Source organism: Gaoshiqia sp. US2, from assembly GCF_059705485.1.
In genome coordinates, this window is record NZ_AP048550.1 from 4236022 (window position 1) to 4258307 (window position 22286).

Annotated in this window: 18 protein-coding genes and 1 pseudogene; 8 read left to right on the top strand and 11 right to left on the bottom strand. The window is 47.3% G+C overall.

What is annotated here, in order from left to right; translation table 11 throughout:
• Positions 1-39: 39 nt before the first annotated feature.
• Genes AC6H3C_RS16805 through AC6H3C_RS16820 form a run of 4 tightly spaced genes read right to left on the bottom strand, consistent with a single transcriptional unit; the run spans position 40 to position 5110 of the window.
• The gene (locus AC6H3C_RS16805; RefSeq protein WP_497516568.1) at positions 40-930 is read right to left on the bottom strand and encodes an HAD-IIA family hydrolase; all 891 of its coding nucleotides are present in this window, start codon (positions 928-930) and stop codon (positions 40-42) included.
• A gap of 6 nt (positions 931-936) precedes the next feature.
• Complete coding sequence (locus AC6H3C_RS16810) at positions 937-2250, bottom strand: sn-glycerol-1-phosphate dehydrogenase (protein WP_497516569.1); 1314 nt, start codon at positions 2248-2250, stop codon at positions 937-939.
• Between the two features lie 11 nt (positions 2251-2261).
• Positions 2262-3506 (bottom strand): MFS transporter, encoded by a 1245-nt coding sequence (locus tag AC6H3C_RS16815; protein WP_497516570.1) that lies wholly within the window; start codon positions 3504-3506, stop codon positions 2262-2264.
• Positions 3507-3541: 35 nt separating this feature from the next.
• Positions 3542-5110 carry a glycerol-3-phosphate dehydrogenase/oxidase gene (locus AC6H3C_RS16820; RefSeq protein ID WP_497516571.1) on the bottom strand — a complete coding sequence of 523 codons (1569 nt, stop codon included), beginning with the start codon at positions 5108-5110 and terminating at the stop codon, positions 3542-3544.
• A gap of 253 nt (positions 5111-5363) precedes the next feature.
• On the opposite strand from AC6H3C_RS16820, the gene AC6H3C_RS16825 reads away from it, so the two are divergent.
• Positions 5364-6128, top strand: a complete 765-nt coding sequence (locus tag AC6H3C_RS16825; protein WP_497516573.1) for a DeoR/GlpR family DNA-binding transcription regulator — start codon at positions 5364-5366, stop codon at positions 6126-6128.
• 57 nt (positions 6129-6185) lie between these two features.
• Here the strand turns inward: AC6H3C_RS16825 and AC6H3C_RS16830 are convergent, their stop codons facing one another.
• The 7 genes from AC6H3C_RS16830 to AC6H3C_RS16860 form a co-directional block, all read right to left on the bottom strand.
• Positions 6186-6914, bottom strand: coding sequence for a metallophosphoesterase family protein (locus AC6H3C_RS16830; protein ID WP_497516574.1), 729 nt, complete (start codon positions 6912-6914; stop codon positions 6186-6188).
• A 15-nt stretch (positions 6915-6929) separates the two neighbouring features.
• On the bottom strand, positions 6930-7394 hold the full coding sequence (locus tag AC6H3C_RS16835) for a fibronectin type III domain-containing protein (RefSeq protein ID WP_497516575.1): 465 nt from the start codon (positions 7392-7394) through the stop codon (positions 6930-6932).
• A 13-nt stretch (positions 7395-7407) separates the two neighbouring features.
• Positions 7408-8997, bottom strand: coding sequence for a calcineurin-like phosphoesterase C-terminal domain-containing protein (locus tag AC6H3C_RS16840; protein ID WP_497516576.1), 1590 nt, complete (start codon positions 8995-8997; stop codon positions 7408-7410).
• An 89-nt stretch (positions 8998-9086) separates the two neighbouring features.
• Positions 9087-10673 (bottom strand): RagB/SusD family nutrient uptake outer membrane protein, encoded by a 1587-nt coding sequence (locus tag AC6H3C_RS16845; protein WP_497516577.1) that lies wholly within the window; start codon positions 10671-10673, stop codon positions 9087-9089.
• 90 nt (positions 10674-10763) lie between these two features.
• On the bottom strand, positions 10764-11138 hold the full coding sequence (locus AC6H3C_RS16850) for a hypothetical protein (protein WP_497516578.1): 375 nt from the start codon (positions 11136-11138) through the stop codon (positions 10764-10766).
• Entirely contained in the window at positions 11122-12048 is a 927-nt protein-coding gene (locus tag AC6H3C_RS16855) for a hypothetical protein (protein ID WP_497516579.1), read from the bottom strand. Before AC6H3C_RS16855 ends, AC6H3C_RS16850 begins: the two co-directional genes overlap by 17 nt.
• Before the next feature lie 37 nt (positions 12049-12085).
• Positions 12086-12994, bottom strand: coding sequence for a glycerophosphodiester phosphodiesterase family protein (locus AC6H3C_RS16860; RefSeq protein WP_497516580.1), 909 nt, complete (start codon positions 12992-12994; stop codon positions 12086-12088).
• 617 nt (positions 12995-13611) lie between these two features.
• Here AC6H3C_RS16860 and cysD point away from each other — a divergent pair.
• The 7 genes and pseudogenes from cysD to AC6H3C_RS16895 all read left to right on the top strand — a co-directional run bounded on the left by cysD (position 13612) and on the right by AC6H3C_RS16895 (position 22285).
• A complete protein-coding gene (gene cysD / locus AC6H3C_RS16865) occupies positions 13612-14520 on the top strand; it encodes a sulfate adenylyltransferase subunit CysD (protein WP_497516581.1) in 909 nt (302 codons plus the stop codon).
• A 48-nt stretch (positions 14521-14568) separates the two neighbouring features.
• Positions 14569-14778, top strand: a pseudogene (locus AC6H3C_RS16870) (four helix bundle protein); the annotation flags it as partial.
• Positions 14779-14810: 32 nt separating this feature from the next.
• The gene (gene cysN, locus AC6H3C_RS16875) at positions 14811-16718 is read left to right on the top strand and encodes a sulfate adenylyltransferase subunit CysN (RefSeq protein ID WP_497516582.1); all 1908 of its coding nucleotides are present in this window, start codon (positions 14811-14813) and stop codon (positions 16716-16718) included.
• Positions 16719-17091: 373 nt separating this feature from the next.
• The gene (locus tag AC6H3C_RS16880) at positions 17092-17235 is read left to right on the top strand and encodes a hypothetical protein (RefSeq protein ID WP_497516583.1); all 144 of its coding nucleotides are present in this window, start codon (positions 17092-17094) and stop codon (positions 17233-17235) included.
• 10 nt (positions 17236-17245) lie between these two features.
• Entirely contained in the window at positions 17246-18478 is a 1233-nt protein-coding gene (locus tag AC6H3C_RS16885) for a M48 family metallopeptidase (protein WP_497516584.1), read from the top strand.
• 292 nt (positions 18479-18770) lie between these two features.
• On the top strand, positions 18771-21032 hold the full coding sequence (locus tag AC6H3C_RS16890; RefSeq protein ID WP_497516585.1) for an aconitate hydratase: 2262 nt from the start codon (positions 18771-18773) through the stop codon (positions 21030-21032).
• A gap of 20 nt (positions 21033-21052) precedes the next feature.
• The gene (locus AC6H3C_RS16895) at positions 21053-22285 is read left to right on the top strand and encodes an NADP-dependent isocitrate dehydrogenase (protein ID WP_497516586.1); all 1233 of its coding nucleotides are present in this window, start codon (positions 21053-21055) and stop codon (positions 22283-22285) included.
• Position 22286: the final 1 nt, after the last annotated feature.

Consider the following 22286-nt stretch of genomic DNA (forward strand, 5'->3'; position numbering starts at 1 on the left):
TTGGTTATAGTTATGACTTCGTTTTTCCGGCTAAATTTATCAAGCTTGTTTCTTAATTTCCAAAGGAGAGTGAGCCATTTCCAACAACTCGCCAAACGTTGCCAAATTCGGGATCACAAGATCGGGTTTCGGATCAGCTTTTTCCACATCCTGCAAAGTGGCTTCGCCCGACAGGACCAGAACGCCGAGAGCCTTTGCGCGTTGAGCCATTAAAATGTCGGTATAGATCCGGTCGCCCACTACGGCTATTTCTTCGGTGGTCAATCCGTTTATTTTCAAAATTCCATTGAGCATTTCCGGTTGCGGTTTTCCCAGAACCATATCCGGCATTCTCCCGGTTGCTTTTTCCAATGCCGCACAAATCGAACCGCAATCCACTAAAATCGTTGGTTGATCGGTCGGGCACACAAAGTCGGGATTTGTAGCCACGTACAGTTTTTGCTTGCTGATCCACCAGGCTGCACGTGACAACTTTTCATAAACCAGGCTCAAATCAAAGCCAACCACAACGGCGTCCGGCTCTTCACGAGGATCGTCGGGTACAGCGTAAAAGCCTGCCAGTTCAAACTCTCTGACCATGCTTGGCGTACCAAGAATGAACAACCGCTTAATCTCCGGATGATTTTCGCTTAGGTAAGCAATTGTTGCATGCGCCGAGGTATACAACTCTTTCTGATCTGCCTGAATCCCCATGTTCTGCAAATGGATCAGGTAATCGGCCGTACTTTTTGAAGGGTTATTGGTTAAAAATGAATAGCCGATTCCCATCTTTTTAAAGTTGGCCAGAATTTTTTTTGTGAAAGGGAAGATGGTGCTTCCGTTATAAATTGTTCCGTCCATGTCGAGTGCGACATGTTTTATTGTTCGAAGCCTGTCCAACAAGGCCTCATCATTGTCGAATGATGATATATATATTTTTGTAGCCAGCATAAAATCTTAAAACATTTCATTTAACCATTGTTCGAGATAACCTGTCCTGACCGCTATATCGAGTATTGTAAACCGGGTGCGGATGTATTGGGCCCGTATGAAGGATGCTTTCATCCTTTCTTTGGAGATACCTATTTGTTCCGGTTCAACCGGCACCCCAACGGCCACCAGACGTCGTTCAACTTCTCCTGAAGGCACTAACTGTTTCGATAGTTGATCTTTGAGTTGCGGCCAGATCTGTTTAAGATGGCTTAACTGACCGGCCAATTCTTCGCGGGAAATGTATTTTGCACGTGATTCTTTAATTGCCGTATCCAAAAAATCGGTATCGCGAAACAGGCTTACCGCATTTTGCTCCAGTTCTTCCCACTCGGGCCATTTCTTGCAGCTGGCTTCCACGTCAAGTTCATCCAGTGGAGTCTGAAGCATTTTTTCATAAAGCCGGGTGATAGCCAGGGTGGCAATACCCACCTGAAAACCATGCGACGGCGCTTCGCCCTGATGAGTATGGTGTTCCATATTCCACAAATGGCTAAACTGGTGTTCGGCGCCGGAAGCCGGGCGGCTGGTTTGCGACCATTGCATGGCAAATCCGCCAAGAATAAGTCCCTCTACCAAAGGTGTTACCGCACTTTCTTTTCCTTCCTTGGCCCCTTCGGGATCAGCAAGGGCTTCTTTCAGTCCATCCTGTACAATGGACCAGGCACGTTTATCAATCGATTCTATCCTCAACGCATCCGCCAATATCCAGTCGGCTCCGGCCGTCACTTTAGCAAACAAATCGGCGTATCCCGATGCCGTCATTAAAGCGGGCGCTTTTCGGATCACCTCAATATCGGCCAGAACAGCCTGCGGCGCAGGGCACGAGAAGGTCTGTTTTGCCCCCTGGTAAGTAATGGAAGCGCCAAAAGCCGTATATCCATCCATCGAAGCAGCGGTTGCCACACACAGATACGGCCGGTTTGCCCGTGCAGCAGCCAGTTTGGTTAAATCATTGATTGTTCCTGATCCGACAGCCACCGGAATGGCATCATGCCCTTTCAGAGCCTCTTCCAGCTTAAGCACATTGCCGAACTCGGCATACGGACGGGGTTCATTAAAAATGAAAGGTTCACCATGCACCATCTTGTTGGCAAGTAAGCGGGCCTGAATTTCCCGTCCTGCAACCTCATAGGTTGTGGTATCACACACCACAAGCGCCTTTTTGCCGCTGAAATTTTCTTCGAACAAATGCGGAACCTGATCTATCATATTTCGGCCTATTTGCAGCGCACGCGTATCGCGGGCTGATGCCAAAGCTTCCTTTACACTCGATTTCATTGATAAATATCTTAATATGAATACATTGTTTTTGCATTGTTGGGCAGCGTAATAAATTTTGTTAACAGGGAACTGATAAAATATAAACCTGCCAGAATCCAAATCACGCCTTCGCTGCCAATGAGGTGATAAAAAACTCCGACAAGCAGAGGGCCAACAAACACGGGAAGCCCGGCCCCCAAATTAAGCACAGCCATCGCTGCCCCTTTATCTTCTTTTACCAGGGAAGGCACCAGGGCCGATAAGGGGACATAACCCGCCAACAGCGCTCCCCAGAGGGTCCCGGCCGCCATGACAATCCAAAAATTACCATCGCCAAAAAGAGGAGAGTAATAAAACAACAAGGTGCTGATTCCACATCCGACCCCGCCGAACCAAATCACGGTATTTCTCCAGCCTACGCGGTCGCCTACAAATCCAAAAATGAGGTTGAAAATAATATTGCCGGTAAAGATCGTACCCCAAATCTGTAACCACTCCGTGGTATTAAACCCGTGATCGAACATATACATCGGTAAAAACACGGGAAATGCAAACTGAGCGGTTGTATTGATGATCCGGACAATTCCTCCGAGCAAAACTTTGGGCTCGTCGCGCATAATGGTGATTCCTTTCATCAAGTCTTTCACTTTCGATTCCGCTTCTTTCCTTTCTATCCGCTTAAACTTACTCAGGCCCAAAGCAAAGAAAGCGCCGATTAAAGCCCAGAAAACCGAAGTCCACAAGGTGGGGATATGACCAAAGCGAATAATTGCCCAACTGGAATAATAAGCGCCCAATACGTTGAGACCTCCGGTAAACACAAACCAAAACCATCCGACTGCTCTACCCAATTGTTGCTTTGGCGTGCTGTAAGTAATCCAAACCAGGAACGAATAGGCAAACAAAGGATAGCCAAATCCTCTGAGCGCATAGGTAGCCAGCATGAGCGGGTAATTAAGCTGAGGCATGCCCATCCCGACAAAGCCCATCGTGCCCAGCAAATACAGGATCAATCCGGTCAGCATGGTTTTTTTGGCCCCGTAGGTCTCGGCAAAAACACCGGAAAACCAGGACGAAATGGCAATGGTAATTCCGTAAACGGTAAACAGGCTGGCAGATGCTTCGATTGTTAACCCCCGTTCGACAAGATACGGACTTAACCAGCCTTGTTCAATCCCGTCGCCCATCATAAAAATCAATACCCCTAAGTAGCCCCATGACAGATGTTTTGGTAATCCGGCATTTTCAAAAAAAGAGTTCCCGTTATTTTTCATCGTTTGGTCTCGTTTTATGTGGTTGTACCATTCCTTTAATTAACAAGGTAACATTTTGCGAGTGAAGTAAAATTCCGCACCTGTTGCCGGATCCATTCTTCCGGATATTTCAACTCTTTAGCCATGATTGAAGCCACCTTCGGCGCCATTTCAATCGCCGCCCTTGCATCCAGGAACAAAGCCCTCACCCGCCGGGCCAAAACGTCTTCAACCGTTTGGGCCATCTCCTCTTTCACCGCCCACACAACATGTGCCGCCTTAAACGTGTAAGCGGGATGTAATAACGCGTCATTTTCTGAATCCTCTTTAATTAAGCGGTTGATTTTCTCCGCGTCGCTGCCATAAACATAATCCCAAGCCGCCCGGTCTGCCTGCTCACTGTACCCGTGTAGTTTCAGATTTGCCGTTACGCACTTCCTCCGGACCAGGTTTCCGACACCGATGGCTTCATCAACAATTTCCTCGGCCATCTCGCGGTAGGTGGTCCACTTACCGCCGGTAACGGTAAGCAAGCCCGACTCAGACCGATAGATTTTATGGCTGCGCGAAATTTCTTTCGTTTTTTTTGAATCGCCATTCACCGGAGCGGCCAAAGGGCGCAAACCGGCAAAAACAGAAAGCACGTCCGAACGCTTCGGTTTCAGATCCAGGTATTGGCCGGCCTGATCCAAAATAAAATCAACCTCCTCCTCCAATGCCAAAGGCTCTGTTTCCGGTTTTTCCAGGGGAGTATCCGTGGTGCCCAAAACAACCTTATCGTGCCAGGGGACGCCAAACAACACGCGTCCATCCATGGTTTTCGGAATCATCAAAGCCGATTTTCCTCCCATAAACTTCCGGTCGACAACCAAATGAACCCCCTGACTGGGACGAACTTTTTTCTGTACACCAGGTGTATCCATAGCCATCAGTTCATCAACAAAAACGCCGGTAGCATTCACCACCACCTTGCTTTTTACCTTGAATAGCCTGCCGGATAACAAATCTACGGCATTCACCCCAGATATCCTGCCCGAAGCATCTTTTTCAAGACCTGTTACTTTCACGTAATTCAGGCAAATTCCCCCGTGATCAACAGCAGTCTGTGCCAACGAAATGGCCATCCGGGCATCATCAAACTGCCCGTCGTGATAAACCACTCCTCCTTTTAAACCATCCTGCTTTAAGCCCGGTATTTCTTTTCTCACTTTTTTTACCGACAAGGGCAACGAACGGCCCAGGCCCAACCTGCCGGCCAATACATCGTAACAGGTAAGTCCAATGGCGTAAAAGGCCCGTTCCCACCATTGGTAGTTCCCGATGATGAAACACATGTCTTTCACCAGATGGGGGGCATTTCGGCGCATGCGCCCCCGTTCCCTGAGCGCCTCAACCACCATCCGCACATCGCCCTGGACCAGATAACGGACCCCGCCGTGAACCAGCTTGGTGCTCCGGCTCGACGTGCCTTTGGCAAAATCGTCCTGCTCAAACAAAGCCACCCGATAACCGCGGGAAGCAGCATCGACAGCCACGCCCAGGCCGCTTGCACCACCACCGATCACTACCATATCGTATTCACAACCAGCTTCAGTTACTTTCTGCAATAAATTATTCCTTTTCATATCTATTATCAATAAGCCTTAAAAACGAAATTAGAAAATATCTAAAATTTCCTTTTCTATCTTTTTACTTCAAAATACACAACAAAAGTATGTAAAAAGAAAACACAAAACAACAAAAATTGAACAATGTATTTCCTTTTATATATCTTTTATTTGGCAATCACCTATAAAAAACAGTCAAAACACACATAACGAAACACAAAGAAGAACTAAAAAAAGCCTATCTTTGTGATAAATCATAATCAACAAAAATATGTTAAGCATTGCGGAACGACACAAGTACATCCTTGAAGCGCTGAATAAAAACGGATTTATAAAAGTTTCAGATATCGCAAAAGAGCTTGATGTAACCCTGGTGACCATCAGAAAAGACCTCAAATACCTGGAGGAAAAAAAACTGCTGTACCGGACCCACGGAAGCGCAAGCCCGGTTAACCCCCACACCTCCGACATCAACTTACAGGTAAAGGAGAAGATGAAAACCGACGAAAAAAGACGGATTGCCCAGGCTGCCTGCAGACTAATTGAAGAAAACGACTCCATCATCATCGCCTCCGGTTCAACTGCCCACACCTTTGCCCAGGAATTAAACCCGGCAAGCAACCTGACCGTTGTGAGCGCCTCCCTGAAAACATCCTTGCTGCTCAGCAATGTAAATAACATCGAAGTCATTCAATTAGGCGGGATTGTCCGCAAAAATTCATTTTCGGTGATCGGGGATTTTGCTGCCAAAATATTTAACGACCTCACTTGCTCCAAACTCTTTCTCGGCGTCGACGGGATCGATATTGACAACGGGGTTACAAACTCCAACATCCAGGAAGCTGCCCTGAACAAAATCATGATGGAAGCTTCGCTGCGTACCATCATCTTATCCGACTCTTCGAAATTCGGGAAAAGAGGCTTTGGAAAAATCTGCAGCCTGGACAAGATCGATGTAATTATTACCGACTCGGGAATACCGAAAGCAACTGCCATGACGGTAGAAGAAATGGGCGTAGAACTCATTATTGTATAAGCCTGAGCCTTGATGGTCAGAAAATCGGTTTAGGAAACAGCCCGTATCCGGAAAGGGCTATTTCCTAAACAGGAATTCATCAACAACATGACCGGAGGCATTCACCAGCTTAATACTTATACTTTTTGAACTGACTGACAGCTCTGCACGCCGGTCATTCGCGTTGATCAGGATCGGGAAATTATTATTTGCTTCTCCTTTACCGATATACAACTGCTTATGGATATGGCCGCACAGCATCAGATCAATCCCTGCCTTGTTAAGAACCGGCATAAACAGGCGTTCAACTTCGAGCGTTCCATGCCAGGCCCGCCCTGACGGCGGTATATGAATAAATACAATCTTCACAGGCGCGTTTTTGAACTCGTCCGTCGATACCAGCTGTTCAAGCCACCGGGCTTCTTCGCGCCTGAACTCATCGAATGCGGATAAACCGTAAAAACGGACATCGCTGTCGGGCTTGTCTTCACCGCTGTCTAAAAAGATAAAACAGGCGGGCCCATGCCTGAACGAAAAATAAGCCTTGCCCCCGGGAGCCGGAAAATAATTGAAGAATTCATAAGAAAATGAACCTCTGTTCTCGTGATTCCCCCTTAACGCGAAAAAGGGTATTTCGGAGGCAAAAAGCTGGCAGGCAGAGTTTAAATAGCCATCCACGATTTGTTTTTCCGATTCGATCTCGGTCAGCATATCGCCGTTAAAAACCACAAAATCCGTTTTATTCTCACGCACATCTTTTGTCAACTGACTGAAAACCGAATCATTTCCATGAATGTCGTTTACCACGGCAACCCGGATCTCCTACTGATCCGCATCAAGCGTTGTTACGGAATATGGTTGTTTTTTCAGGATATCGCTTCCGTAACTGTCGCCCAGAACCATCCGCTTATTTCCTTCGTCAAGCAGCAAAGCCTGCTGAAAGATGCGGTACCGGTAGGTTGTTCCTTTTTCGAGCCCGGTAACAGTCACGCGGTGTAACTTGCCGGTTACACGCCTGCCAAATAACGATTGATAAAACCGGGGACGCTCCCGGGCATAAAAAGGTGTAGCGTCGTTCGGAGCAAGCTCAACCCAAACAGCAGCATCGACATTGGTGGTCCAAACAACGGTAAATTCGGTTTCACCTACTGCCTGCAGCCAGGGACCACAAACGACCTTTGCCACAGAAATTTTACGCGCTGTTTCCCGATCAAATACTCCGGAATCCTGCGCGTAAAATCCCTTACAACAAAACAAAAAGAGGATGAATATCAATAGTTTATTCATTGTTAACCACCTTTCAATATGATGCAGCGGTTACAAAATCGGAAATGATCTGGCTCTGCGTATAAACTGTTCCGAACCGGTCGGTTGCTTTTACCTCCAGGCTTGCACCGGGATTGACCATGGTGTGAAGATACAAGTGTTTACATGCCGGGCTGTAATTATCGGGGTTTCTATTCAACACACCGATGTGATACCCGAGTGTCCATGCGTCTTTCAAGGATGTTGACAAAGGTGTGAGGTTCGCTACTTTCACCCCGTTTTCGTATGCTTCTACCTTCCAGCTACTATCGGAGTTAAACACATTGGCAACAATGGTCTGATCGCCCTGATTAAAGGTATAATAGCCATACTGACCGCCAAACGCCACATCGCCCCGATGCAACCTGATCTGGAAATTTTTGCTCAGTTTGGTTGGCTTATAATACCAGTTCGAGATGGTTGCCCCGTTAATTTCGTAAACGGCATAACCATTGGGCGTACCGTCTCCGTTCAGTGTCGAACGCCACCAAGAACCGCAGGCAGCCGCGTGAATATGCTCAAATGTTGTTATGGGATTGGTAATCTGAAAATTTTCGGTGTAATGCGTATGGCCGCACATCAGGTGAACCTCGGCATAACCGGCCAGGGCCTGGAGGATTTGGCTGCGATTACTGACCGCTGATGAATTCCGGATCGGGATATGGTAGTACACAATCACCATCTTATCTTTGGTAACATAACTCAGGTCTTGTTTTAACCACTCTACCTGGCTGGAAGTGAACCCGCCTGAATAAGATGAGGCATCAGAAAAGACAACATTATCGAGGCATACAAAATGCACATTGCCCCGGTTAAATGAATAATTGAGCGGACCATAAACTTTGGTAAAAGCATCTGACGTACGGGGTTGACTGGTCACCGAAGTGGCTACTTTATCGTGATTGCCGATGGTGGTAAACACCGGCATCGCAGCCGACCCGATCAGGGCTTTCATCTGCTCAAAAAAAGCCGGCTTGTCTCCAACCATGTCTCCCATTGCCAGCCCGTAAACAGGTGTCGACGCATTCGCTGTAAACTCTTTGATATCGGCCATCGTTTCCGTACGGAAGCGGTTCACCTCATCGGTGCTGGTTACCTGCGGATCGCCGATGCAAAGCAGGGTAAAGCTGGTTTCGGCAGCCGCAAGTTTCCTGAGTTTAAAGTCGTGTCGTTTGGTCGTACCGATTTCAGCATAAAACGATGCCATCTTTACCGATTCGCTGGTGGTGTTTACCGCATACCCGGAAGGCGTTGAATAAAATACAAATTTGCCCTCGGCATTCTTTTTCATCTGGTAAATTCCCTGAGCATCTGTTTGAATGCAGCTAAATCCGTCGCTGACAACAACATCTTTGATTGGATTCCCCTGAGCATCACCAATAAAACCGTACAAGTCCATGCCCGGTTTGGGGGTTATTTGCACAACCGGAGGATTCGGATCGTCAGGAATCACATCGTCCGAACTTTTGCTGCATTGCACAAAGGCCAACAACAGAAACGCGAAAAACAAGTAAAAATTCAACCTGTATACATACATGGCCATCCGTTTTATATCGTTTTTGAACAGGAGTTTATTTTGATTCATGTGCCAAATTTTAAAGGAATGAAATGCAGGAATCTTTGCCCTGCATTTCATTGTTTCCAAATAACTAACTTATCAGCCGTATCATTCAACTATTCCCATCCTGGATTTTGAGGTAACAAATTCGGGTTCAAGGTCACCGCGCTTTCAGGGATCGGCCTCAGGTACATTTTATCTTCCCACTTACGGGTAAGTCCCCACGCCCAGATTAAGTGACCGCTGTTACCGTCCGAAAGTTTAATGTTTGCACCCTGAACAACATATTTCACCCCGGCAACCGGCGGAGAGGGTATGGCATCAACCACACAGACATCAGGTTTTCCGTCACCATTCAGATCATAATTCACATTTTTTGAGGGAATGTAGATCCCCTTAAACGGCATCTTAGCCGACGACAGCAACTCTCCGTGTCTCCATCGCATCAGATCCTGATAACGCAAGCCTTCGAAGCAAAGCTCAATGCCGCGCTCCCGTCTGATTTCCAGCAAATATTTGTCCGAAATATCGGGAAAGAAAACCGTTTTCAAATAATTATCAGCGGTTTCCGGAGTCGAACCTGAAACGCCGGCCCGGGTCCGCAACGGTTTGATGGTTTGTTCCCACTCGGCGGGGCCAAATTCGCCTAACTCGGCCTTGGCTTCGGCATAGTTCAGAAGAACTTCGGCATAACGGATGATTGGAATGTTATTCGTACTGAAACCCTGGCCATCGTGACTTTTATCGTCCAGACTCCATTTCATGATATGATAACCGGTCAGCGTAACCGAGAAATCGGGAGGAGCAACTGATCCGTCGGTCCTGGTATAACCCTCTGTTCTGACGGATTGATTTAACCGATAATCGCGGCCTCTCATTTCATTTAAAAACTCAATCTGATCGAAATTGCTTTTATCGGTAAACCGGCTTCCATCGCGCATCAAATAGGTATTTACAAAGGGTTTAAGCAAAGACCAGCGGCTTCCGTTGGTTGCCGAATTGAAATTCCAGGTCAGGGAATGCCAGATTCTGGAATCGGTGTTCATATTTCTCGCCAGAATGACCTCTTTGGTGATTCTGGTCATCCCGGAGAGATCTTCAGATATGAATAAGGTCCGGTAATCATTTTCAGGTTTTCCCGTACTGTATAAACTATATCCGCCCAAATCCATCACTTCTTTGGCCGCATTAGCCGCTTCGCGCAACCAGTTATTCGCATCAGACAAGCCCAGGCCGGTATGATATTTACGATAGGTCCCTTCGTACAAACAGATTCTGGATTTCATTGCCAGGGCAGTAAACCGGTTGATCATACTGCTGTAGGTGTCTTTATTTTCGCGGATATGCGTGGCGGCAAACGTAATATCCTCCAGCACTTTACCCATAACAAACTCGCGGCTGTCGCGTCCTTTGTTCAACTCGGGATCGTCGGGGTTCAATGCCGTTTCGTACCAGGGAACAGCTCCAAAAGTTTGAACTTTTTCCAGATAAAACACGGCTCTCCAAAAACGGGCCAATCCGATATAATGATTCAGGACATCTTCGGAAACCGTGCGTCTTTGCTGAGCAAGTTCCTGATTCCCTGCCGTTGGCTGTCCTTTGGCTGTTGCGTAAAGGTCAGTGCCTCCCGCGACAGACAAAATCAGAATCAGACTTAGCACGGATAGCATCTGCCATAGTTTATTTTTATATTTAAATTTCATATTTTCAGGAAATTAGATTAATTATTGTTTTTATAATAGCCTTCATAAGACCGTTGTTTTTAAAACTGATATGCTGATTACCGTTAATCCTTACCGGTTGATGAACAGGGTGCAGTCGGCAGCGTTCTCAATGTCGGCCACTGAAGCGCCCGGTGTATCGAGCATATTGAAAAGGATTGGTGTTCCGGTTCGTGGAATAAGCCATTCGTCCGGGGTAACCTGTCCGCCAAGCTTAATGAAAACCCCCTTATCTGTTGCCGGAACCGGGAACAAATAGGTATTGGAACCCACTCCAAAAATTGGCTGGGGATCGCCGGTCTCAAGATCTGCCCGGTTATAACGGTCGTTATCGGGGATCTGCAATTTCACGGCATCGGTATTGAAGTTGGCCGTCGATCCAAAGAAAATCGCGTCAACCGGGATGGTATTTTCGTCAACCTGGATACCCTCAAATACCGCCAACATAGAAATATTGGCCTTTCTTTACTGATCCTGTGGTCAGGTTCATCTGGTAATTTCTTTTATCTGTTGGAAAATAAATACCATGCCCCCAACTGCTTACCACGCTTGAATTGGTGAAAACAACGCTATAGTTCTCCAGACTGAAATCAATATCTCTTAAGGCCATCAGTTGAACGTATTCATATTGTCCCGGATGAACAAAGCCATCACCCGATACAGCCCCTGTGACCGGGCTGTCCGAACCTCTCGGGTCGCTCAGAAAACCGGTGATAACAATGTCGGTGTTGTGATAAATCCGCCGCAATTCAAATGTTTTGGAAGTGGAAGCAGCATTCAGACTAAAAGCGGTTTCAGCCAAAACGATTTCATTCTCCGGGTCGTAAACAATCACATTGTAATCGCCTACAACAGAATGACTAAAGACCACCTTCCCGGTAGCATCAGAGAAACCTTCTTTAATCAGCGTTTTATCGGCCGTGTACAAACCAACCTTCCGGCCTTCGATCGGATTCTGAAGGTGATCAACAAGCCATACCGTGAAATTGTAGTTTTCAATGTACACATCAATCACCCATTCAATATCATTCCCGGTATTATCTTTCCCGATGGTTATTTGGGTCGATCCCAATTCCTCATCATTCAAATTGAAGGCTTTCATGGTATACGTCCTCGGCGCTAGGCTTCTGAAACTGGTTTTTCCAAGAACCGACGTAAACGCAGAATCAACAACAAAATCAGTTTTAATGTCGGTATAATAGAGTTTTGCCCAAACGTTCGACATGGCTACGCCATCATGATTAACAATCGTCAGGGTGCAATCATTGATCTCCGGCAAGGCGGGATCATCAAAATGATCACAAGCGGAAAAAAATACCGCTATGACAAAAAAAATAAAAACAAGTGTTTGTTTCATAAAGCTTGGTTTTTGTTAAAAGTGTATGAATTGCATGTTAAATCTCGTTTATCAGGACGGACCAGATCTCCGTAGGAATGTCCGATTCAATAATGTCGGGTTGTTTTTTCATTTCTTCCCGATAGGCCTTTTCGCGTTCCGCTTTCGTTTCCAGCTTATCGTGCGTTGGGGCATACGATACCATACACCGAACCCCTTTCGATCTTAACTCATTCACAATCTCTTCGTTGGTTTCGTCAATGGTTCGGCCCACGTAAGCAATCATGTTTTCCCAGGGAACCCCTGCAATGGAAATATCTTCATACTCTTTGGCATTACGGGCAAAAACCGACAGCATGATCCCGGGGAACCGGTCGTAATAATACCTGGCCTGAGCCCCGGTATGCACCATAAGCATGACATGATTCTGGGCCTGATGTTTTTCAATCAGTGCAGCAATCATAGGCAAAGGAACATCCTTCTTATCCAGATTGATAACCGTTTTTCCCTTGCTCCAGCGAATAACATCCTCCAGGGTCGGTATCTTGCACGAGGTAACGTTTCCTTCGCTGTCTTTCAGTCTGACCGACTGCAGTTCGGCCCGGGTATAATCGGCTAACTTACCGGTGGCGGTGGTCGTCCGGTCCAATGTCTCGTCGTGCATCAGCACAATCACACTGTCTTTGGTCAGGCGCGGGTCAATCTCAAAAAAAGCCGGCATTTGGTTTAATACGTTCTGAAATCCCTCCAGACTGTTCTCCGGGAATTTCAGTTCGCGACCTCCCCGGTGCCCGCTGATCAATACAGAGCCATCGCCCTTATAACTGAAATAGTCATGCAGCTCTTTCACGTCTTTGAAATCAACATAATTTCGCTCTGCCTTCTGAGCCAGCATGGTGCAGCCAAAAGAAAGAAAAAGAAAAACGACGATAGTGATTTTAAAATAAGAAAATCGTAATGTCATCATTTAAATTCTTTTTTGTTTCTATTTTCAAAAATAATTTCGAATCATTACATATCTATAAAGATTCTATTACATATTACAACACATTGCTTCCTTCCCCTCTTATTTACCTGAACCGCAACCACCTAAGGCAGAAAATATTTTCAAAAAAAAGATCATTCAGGATTTATCCGTCAGGCTGCGTTCCCGGAACAAAAGGAACAAAAAAAACCGTCCGCCACTTCCGCGCCCGCTTACATCATCACCAACAAGCTCACCCGGCAAAACAGCCGTGCACCAATCAGACCGAACCACGGCAACCGGACTGAAAACGAAAATCCTGGTGCATGAAAAAAATTTCCTTTTCTATCTTTTAGAACGATACACATAACAAATATATACAAAAGGAAAACACATAGCAATACAAAAACGAACTTTTTATTTCCTTTTGTATCCTTTATTGCGAAATTACTCATAAAAATACACGGAACGAAACACGGTCAGGAGTAAGCCGGGATATCTTATTTTTAGTAAGAATAAGAATTAATACCTATCAATCTTCGGCAGATTCAGTTATTTTTGTAAGCTAATTACAAATGGGCTGGAGGCGTTGGCCAAAAGTGGAATGAAAAATCAACATTATGAATAAATATACGCTGACGCATTTGCGGGAGCTGGAAGCCGAGGCAATACATATTATCCGCGAAGTTGCTGCCGAGTTTGAAAACCCGGTCATGCTGTATTCGATCGGGAAAGACTCGTCGGTAATGGTCAGGCTGGCCGAAAAGGCTTTCTACCCGGGTAAAGTACCTTTCCCGCTGATGCATATCGACTCGAAATGGAAATTTCGCGAGATGATCGACTTTCGCGACAATTACACCAGAGAAAACGGCTGGGACCTGATTGTGCATTACAACAAACAAGGCTTTGAGTCGGGTATCGGGCCATTCACACATGGCAGTAAGGTGCATACCGATGTGATGAAAACACAGGCATTGCTCGAAGGGCTTAGCAAATATAAATTTGACGCCGCCTTTGGAGGAGCCCGCCGCGATGAAGAAAAATCGCGCGCCAAGGAACGGATCTTCTCGTTTCGCGACAAATTTCATCAGTGGGACCCGAAAAACCAACGCCCCGAATTATGGGACATCTACAATGCCCGGGTACATAAAGGCGAATCCATTCGCGTATTCCCCATCTCGAACTGGACCGAGCTCGACATCTGGCAATACATCCGCCTCGAAAACATTCCCATTGTGCCGCTGTACTACGCCAAAGAGCGTCCCGTGGTCAGCGTCGACGGCAACCTGATTATGGTTGACGACGAACGTATGCCCAAAGAACTGGCCGCGAAAGCCGAAATGAAAAAGGTCAGGTTCCGCACCCTGGGCTGTTACCCCCTGACGGGCGCCATTGAGTCGGAAGCCGACACCATTGAAAAGATCGTGGAAGAAATGATGACGGTTACCGTTTCGGAACGCACCACGCGGGTAATCGACTTCGACCAGGAAGGCAGCATGGAACAAAAAAAGCGGGAAGGGTATTTTTAAAAGGTTGTCGGGGCAAGTTTACATTGATGTTATTTAAGGTATAAATCGGATTTTATCAAATTTTTAATCTATGCCCACGCTTCATTGCCTGAAGCAACATCTCAAGCCGAGTTTCTGAAAACTTTACATCCGGAAACCGGCTGGAATAAAATAACAGAAGAGTTAAACAGACTGGGAGTTAAATTTTCGAATTTCATTACATACGTCGAAACCAACCGGAAAGCCTCACAGGACAACAACAATAACAATTACAACTAATTACAACAACGGAAACGATGACAAGCCAAAATATGACAACACCAAACATTGACATACGAGCCTTTCTCGATCAGGACGAGAAAAAAGACCTGCTCCGCCTGCTTACCGCGGGTTCGGTCGACGATGGCAAATCGACCCTGATCGGGCGCCTGCTCTTCGACAGCAAAAAGTTGTACGAAGACCAGCTTTCGGCCCTGGAACGCGACAGCAAACGCATGGGGCACGCCGGCGAGGACATTGATTATGCGCTTTTGCTCGACGGGCTGAAAGCCGAACGCGAACAAGGCATCACCATCGATGTGGCTTACCGCTACTTCTCCACCAATAAGCGGAAATTCATCATTGCCGACACCCCCGGACACGAACAATATACCCGGAACATGGTCACCGGCGCCTCAACCGCTAACCTGGCCATCATCCTGATCGACGCCACCAAAGGAGTGATCACCCAAACACGCCGCCACACCTTCCTGGTTTCTCTGCTGGGAATCAAACACGTGGTGCTGGCTGTCAATAAAATGGACCTGGTGGAATTCGACCAAAATGTATTCGACGAAATTTGCAAAGACTACACCAACTTTGTCGCCCAACTGGATATTCCCGATGTGAATTTCATTCCCCTTTCGGCCCTGAAAGGCGACAATGTGGTTGAACCATCGGACAAAATGCCCTGGTATAAAGGAAAGTGTATGCTCGATTTTCTGGAAACGGTACACATCAGCTCCGACCGCAATTTCGACGACATGCGTTACCCGGTGCAATACGTGCTGAAACCCGACAATAATTTCCGCGGATTTTCAAGCCGTGTGGCCTCCGGCCTGATCCGTAAGGGCGAAACCGTGATGGTGTTGCCATCGCGAAAAACATCCAAAATAAAAAGTATCATCTCGTACGACGGCGATTTGGAAGAAGCCTTCCCGCCCCAGTCGGTAACCGTTACCCTCGAAGACGAAATTGATATTTCGCGCAGCGACATGATCGTTTATCCCGATAACCTGCCACGCATGGAGCGGCATTTCGAGTCGATGCTGGTTTGGATGGACGAAAAACCGATGGACCCGACGACACACTTCTTTATTAAACACGCCAACAACAACACCAAGGCCCGCATCGACAAAATTCAGTACAAAGTTGATGTCAACACCTTGCAAAAATCAGAAATCGACCATTTCGAACTGAATGAAATCGGTCGTGTCGTGCTTACCACCAACAAGCCGCTGTTTTTCGACCCTTACAAGAAAAACAAAAGCACCGGCTCGTTTGTATTGATCGACCCGGTTAGCCACAATACCGTGGCCGTGGGAATGATTATTGACAAGCTCAGCGCCGACGATCTGCCTTCGCGCATCAGCGACAACGACCGCGAACAGATTCGCCGGGGCAAAGGGCTGATCGCTGAGGAAGCCTATCAAAAACGGTATAACCAGAAAGGCGCTACGCTTTGGATTACCGGCTTACACGGTTCGGGCAAAAACGAAATGGCCTTTAGCCTGGAGAAACAATTATTTGAAATGGGCGCCACCGTTGTACTGCTCGACGGAAGTTCGGTACGCTCGGGCCTTTCGAAAGAGCTGGACTACTCGCCCACCGACCGCGCCGAACTGCTGCGCCGGGTTGCCGAAGTTTGCCGCCTGCTGAACGACCAGGGCATCATTACCATTTGTTCGTTCATTTCGCCCGATAAAAATATACGCGACCAGGTGTCCAAAATTATTGGCGACGACCGTTTCCACCTGTTTTACATGAATGCCAGCCTAGATTTTTGCCAGGCAAACAAACCCGAGTTCTACCAACAGGATGACCTGAAATATGTACCGGGCATTGATATGCCTTTTGATATTCCCGCGAATCCGAAACTGGTACTCGAATCGGTGAACAACGGCAAAAATCCGGAGAAAATCATTCGCTATTGCCGCGAAAACGGCCTGTTTCCCTTATAAATATTAAATTGCACAGCATACCAAGAGCGGCTGTATCAAAAGTCTTGAATAGAGTCATCCTGTCCGGCAGTTGCCGGATCAGGATCTCAACCCATTGAGTGACAGACCCCGAAATAAATTCGGGGTGACCAGATCTCCAAAGATTCAAGACTTTTGATATAGCCGCTCGTTATGCATCGTGCTGCCCGTCATTTTTTTGTCCTTATCTCCCACCCGGCCGGTCCCGTATCCAACAACCTCACTGTCAGCAGCTGTGAGTTTTTTAACAGTTATCTGCTAAATTTTTGATACCTGTTAAAATACAATTTGATACCTGTTAAAAATTATTTTAACAGGTATTAAAAAATCAACAGCACGGGTAAAAACCCCTCGTTTGTCATTAGCGGAAAGCCTGGTGCAACGGAAAGAAATGCTGTCAGAAGCCGGCAAAACCGAAATTACCCTGCGAAAAAGCGATTATTCAAGTCTGATGGCTCAGGCAATCCCTCAGCTTTTTTTACCTTTGAGATCAAATTAAATGTACTCGAATGACGACAATTTTCTGGATCATCATTGGTATTCTTGTAGTTGACTTTGCAGTGGAACGTTTTCTGGATTATCTGAATACCACCCGATGGAGCGACATGCTGCCGGCAGAACTGAAAGACATTTACGACGAAGAAAAATACCGGCAGCAACAAACCTATTCAAAAACCAATCACCGCTTTGGCATGCTTACCAGTTCGTTCAGTTTTGTACTGCTTTTACTGATGTTCTTTTTCCAGGGATTTGCCTTAGTCAATAACTGGGCGTTGGCGGTAACAAACAGCCCGGTTTGGTCGGCCCTGATTTTTTTCGGTATCCTGCTGTTGGCATCCGATATCCTCACAACACCCTTCTCGCTCTACGACACCTTCGTGATTGAAGAAAAATTTGGGTTCAACAAAACAACGATAAAAACCTACCTCCTCGACAAACTGAAAGGCTGGCTGCTCGGGGCGCTGATTGGCGGCGGACTGCTCGCCCTTATCATTGTGATTTACCTGAAAACCGGCGTTTGGTTTTGGCTGTATGTATGGCTGGTGGTAAGCGGCTTCTCCATCTTTATGGCCATGTTTTATTCCAGCCTCATTGTGCCGCTCTTTAACAAACAAAGCCCGCTGGAAGACGGCGAACTAAAGCAGGCAATCCGCGATTTTTCGGCAAAAGTAGGCTTTAAACTCGACAATATTTATGTAATCGACGGATCAAAACGGTCCACCAAGGCCAATGCCTATTTTACCGGCCTGGGTTCAAAAAAACGCATCGTATTGTACGACACGCTGATTAATGACATGGAAGTACCCGAACTGGTAGCCGTGTTGGCGCACGAAATCGGCCATTATAAAAAGAAACACATCATCATCAGCCTGCTGTTAGGCATTCTCCAGACCGGGATCATGCTATATTTGTTTTCTCTGTTTATCGGCAGCCCGGAGCTGTCTGCCGCCCTTGGCGTTGATCAGCCAAGTTTCCATATCGGTTTGATTGCTTTTGGCATCCTGTATTCGCCACTTTCGTCACTCACCGGCATAGGCATGAATGTATTTTCGAGACGAAATGAATACCAGGCCGACGCGTTTGCTGCCGAACACTACGACGGCGAATCGCTGGCCACCGCGCTAAAAAAACTCTCGGTAAAAAACCTGAGCAACCTGCGACCACACCCGGCCTACGTATTCGTTCATTACTCACACCCCACCCTGCTTCAACGGCTGGACGCACTAAAAACCCGCCGCTAATCCGGCAGCCGGGTTTATTCGTTTGTCATACACGCTCATAACCTGATAAATATCAGGATTAAACGGCATGGCCTCAAGTGGGCCAATCTACTGCCGTGCATAAGATTAATTATTGTTTAATCTTATTCAAAACATGTCCGAAAGTATGTTTTTTAAAAAACATGTATATATATACATCTAAAGCAAGTTTTTTTAATATCTTAAGGCCATTGATAAGAACCTTTGGCCGTCGTTTTTGTTAAGGAAGATGAAAATGGAATACCCTGTTATTATTGATTAAAAAACCACTGATATGTTTGATCTTGAATTGATAAAGAAAGTCTACGGGAACTTTGGCCCCCGTATAGAAAAGGCCAGAAAAGTATTGCAAAAACCGCTCAGTCTTTCAGAAAAGATTTTGTATGCACACCTGTTTGATGCCGACCAACCGAAGAAATTCGAACGCGGCGTTGACTATGTTGATTTTGCACCCGACCGGGTAGCCATGCAGGATGCCACCGCGCAAATGGCTTTACTCCAGTTTATGAACGCCGGCAAAGCAAAAACTGCCGTTCCTTCTACCGTACACTGCGACCACCTGATTCAGGCCAGTGTCAGCGGACGAACCGATTTGCAATTTGCCCTGCAGCAAAACAAAGAAGTATTTGACTTCCTCGAATCGGTTTCCAACAAATACGGAATTGGTTTTTGGAAACCGGGAGCTGGTATTATTCACCAGGTGGTGCTCGAAAATTATGCATTCCCGGGAGGAATGATGATTGGAACCGACTCGCACACCGTCAATGCAGGCGGACTGGGCATGATTGCCATTGGCGTTGGAGGCGCCGACGCTGTAGATGTCATGGCGGGCATGGCCTGGGAGCTGAAATTCCCGAAACTGATTGGCGTAAAACTAACCGGCAAGCTGAACGGCTGGACCGCCTCAAAGGATATCATCCTGAAAGTGGCAGGCTTGCTGACGGTGAAAGGCGGAACCGGCTATATTATTGAATACTTTGGCGAAGGCGCCCGCTCGCTTTCGGCCACCGGAAAAGGAACCATCTGCAATATGGGCGCCGAAGTTGGCGCAACCACCTCGACTTTTGGATACGACGACTCCATGGAGCGTTACCTACGCGCCACGGGCCGCGCCGAAGTTGCCGACCTGGCCAACCAAATCAGGGAACACCTGACGGCCGACGATGAAGTTTACGCCTCGCCCGAGAAATACTTTGACCAACTGATCGAAATCAACCTCGACGAGCTGGAACCTCATTTGAACGGCCCCTTTACGCCCGACCGGGCAACACCCATCTCAAAAATGGCCGAAGTAGCGAAAGCAAACGGTTGGCCAACCAAAATTGAAGTCGGGCTGATTGGTTCCTGCACCAATTCGTCGTACGAAGATATTTCGCGTGCCGCATCGCTGGCACAGCAAGCCATAGATAAAAAGTTAAAACCAAAGGCCAAATTCACCATTACCCCGGGGTCGGAACAAGTCCGTTACACGATTGAACGCGACGGGTTCATCGCTGTTTTTGATCAAATCGGGGCAAACGTATTCGCCAACGCCTGCGGCCCCTGTATTGGTCAATGGAACCGCGAAGGAGCGGAAAAGGAAGAAAAAAACACCATTGTTCATTCCTTCAACCGTAACTTTTCAAAACGTGCCGACGGGAACCCGAATACCCATGCTTTTGTTGCTTCGCCCGAACTGGTAACAGCCCTGGCGATTGCCGGTGACTTAACCTTCAACCCGCTTACCGACAGCCTGACCAACGAAGCCGGGGAGAAAGTGATGCTGACTCCCCCTACGGGAGAAGAACTGCCCGCCAACGGTTTTGCCGTCGAAGATGCCGGCTACCAGGCTCCGGCAGCCGACGGCTCTTCGGTAAACGTCGCGGTTGCTCCCAACTCCAGCCGGCTCCAGCTGCTGGATGCCTTTCCCGCCTGGAACGGCGCCAACATCAGCGGGGCCAAACTGCTGATAAAAGCGGAAGGAAAATGCACCACCGACCACATCTCGATGGCCGGCCCCTGGTTACGCTACCGCGGCCACCTCGACAACATTTCGAACAACATGCTGATTGGCGCTGTAAACGCGTTTAACGGCGAAACCAACAAGGTGAAGAACCAGTTAACCGGACGGTATGATGAAGTCCCCAAAGTACAACGGGCATATAAAGAAAAAGACATCCCGACAATCGTTGTTGGCGACCACAACTACGGCGAAGGTTCATCGCGCGAACATGCAGCCATGGAACCACGCCACCTGGGCGTAAAAGCCGTCATCGTGAAGTCGTTCGCACGCATCCACGAAACCAACCTGAAGAAACAGGGTATGCTGGCGTTAACCTTCGCCAACGAAACAGATTACGATAAAATCAGGGAAGACGACCGCTTTAACTTTGTGGATTTGGTTGACTTTGCACCAAACCGGCCGTTAACGCTTGAAGTGATCCATAGCGACGGCAGCAAGGAAAACCTGATCCTGAATCACAGTTACAATGATCAGCAAATTGAATGGTTTAAAGCAGGTTCGGCATTAAACCTGATCAAACAACAAAATAACTAATTGATAAACACACCCGAAAAATGAGAAAAATCAAAGTAGCAAATCCGGTCGTTGAACTGGACGGAGATGAAATGACCCGGGTTATTTGGTCATTTATTAAGGAGAAATTAATCTTTCCCTATTTGGACATCGACATCAAATATTACGATTTGGGAATGGAAAACCGCGACAGGACCGACGACCAGGTCACTGTTGACGCGGCCCATGCCATTCAACAATATGGTGTCGGGATCAAATGTGCGACCATTACACCCGATGAAGCGCGCGTAAAAGAGTTCAATCTGAAGAAAATGTGGAAGTCGCCCAATGGCACCATCCGGAATATTCTGGGGGGAACCGTTTTCCGGGAACCCATCATCATCAACAATATTCCAAGGCTGGTTCCCGGATGGAAACAACCCATCTGCATCGGGCGTCATGCTTTTGGCGATCAATATAAGGCAACCGATTTCGTCACCAAAGGAAAAGGGAAACTGACCATCACCTTCACCCCCGATGACGGGCGTCCTCCCCAGTCGTACGAAGTATACGACTTTCAGGGCGATGGCGTGGCCCTGGCCATGTACAATACCGACGAGTCGATCACCGGCTTCGCACGAGCCTGTATGAACCAGGCGCTGAGCAAAGGCTGGCCGCTGTACATGTCGACCAAAAATACCATCCTGAAAAAATACGACGGCCGGTTTAAAGATATCTTCCAGGAAGTGTTTGAAAACGAGTTCAGAGACCAGTTCGAAGCGGCCGGTATTACCTACGAACACCGGTTAATTGACGACATGGTCGCTGCCGCGATGAAATGGGAAGGAGGCTTTGTGTGGGCCTGCAAAAATTACGACGGCGATGTTCAGTCAGACACCGTTGCCCAAGGCTTCGGCTCATTGGGATTGATGACCTCAACCCTGATTACCCCCGATGGTAAAACCATGGAGGCCGAAGCAGCCCACGGGACTGTGACCCGCCACTACCGCATGCACCAGCAAGGCAAGCCAACATCGACCAACCCGATCGCTTCCATCTTTGCCTGGACCAGGGGCCTGGCTTTCCGCGGCAAGCTCGATCACAACAATGAACTGGTCAATTTTGCCGAAACCCTGGAACAGGTTTGCATTGAAACAGTGGAAAGCGGTAAAATGACGAAAGACCTGGCGCTAATTATTCACGAAAAAGATCTGAAAGAGGAACATTTCCTTACCACAGAAGCTTTTCTGAATGCGATTGATGAAAACCTTCAGAAAAAACTCAGCGTGAACTGAT

What these genes read in the sequence shown, in the direction of transcription:
- AC6H3C_RS16895 (WP_497516586.1), top strand. Translation starts at nt 21,053, where the DNA reads ATGAGAAAAATCAAAGTAGCAAATCCGGTCGTTGAACTGGACGGAGAT.
- AC6H3C_RS16820 (WP_497516571.1), bottom strand. Translation starts at nt 5,110, where the DNA reads ATGAAAAGGAATAATTTATTGCAGAAAGTAACTGAAGCTGGTTGTGAA.
- AC6H3C_RS16840 (WP_497516576.1), bottom strand. Translation starts at nt 8,997, where the DNA reads ATGAATCAAAATAAACTCCTGTTCAAAAACGATATAAAACGGATGGCC.
- AC6H3C_RS16810 (WP_497516569.1), bottom strand. Translation starts at nt 2,250, where the DNA reads ATGAAATCGAGTGTAAAGGAAGCTTTGGCATCAGCCCGCGATACGCGT.
- AC6H3C_RS16815 (WP_497516570.1), bottom strand. Translation starts at nt 3,506, where the DNA reads ATGAAAAATAACGGGAACTCTTTTTTTGAAAATGCCGGATTACCAAAA.
- cysD (WP_497516581.1), top strand. Translation starts at nt 13,612, where the DNA reads ATGAATAAATATACGCTGACGCATTTGCGGGAGCTGGAAGCCGAGGCA.
- AC6H3C_RS16860 (WP_497516580.1), bottom strand. Translation starts at nt 12,994, where the DNA reads ATGATGACATTACGATTTTCTTATTTTAAAATCACTATCGTCGTTTTT.
- AC6H3C_RS16855 (WP_497516579.1), bottom strand. Translation starts at nt 12,048, where the DNA reads ATGAAACAAACACTTGTTTTTATTTTTTTTGTCATAGCGGTATTTTTT.
- AC6H3C_RS16825 (WP_497516573.1), top strand. Translation starts at nt 5,364, where the DNA reads ATGTTAAGCATTGCGGAACGACACAAGTACATCCTTGAAGCGCTGAAT.
- AC6H3C_RS16805 (WP_497516568.1), bottom strand. Translation starts at nt 930, where the DNA reads ATGCTGGCTACAAAAATATATATATCATCATTCGACAATGATGAGGCC.
- AC6H3C_RS16885 (WP_497516584.1), top strand. Translation starts at nt 17,246, where the DNA reads ATGACGACAATTTTCTGGATCATCATTGGTATTCTTGTAGTTGACTTT.
- AC6H3C_RS16890 (WP_497516585.1), top strand. Translation starts at nt 18,771, where the DNA reads ATGTTTGATCTTGAATTGATAAAGAAAGTCTACGGGAACTTTGGCCCC.
- AC6H3C_RS16850 (WP_497516578.1), bottom strand. Translation starts at nt 11,138, where the DNA reads ATGTTGGCGGTATTTGAGGGTATCCAGGTTGACGAAAATACCATCCCG.
- cysN (WP_497516582.1), top strand. Translation starts at nt 14,811, where the DNA reads ATGACAACACCAAACATTGACATACGAGCCTTTCTCGATCAGGACGAG.
- AC6H3C_RS16835 (WP_497516575.1), bottom strand. Translation starts at nt 7,394, where the DNA reads ATGAATAAACTATTGATATTCATCCTCTTTTTGTTTTGTTGTAAGGGA.
- AC6H3C_RS16845 (WP_497516577.1), bottom strand. Translation starts at nt 10,673, where the DNA reads ATGAAATTTAAATATAAAAATAAACTATGGCAGATGCTATCCGTGCTA.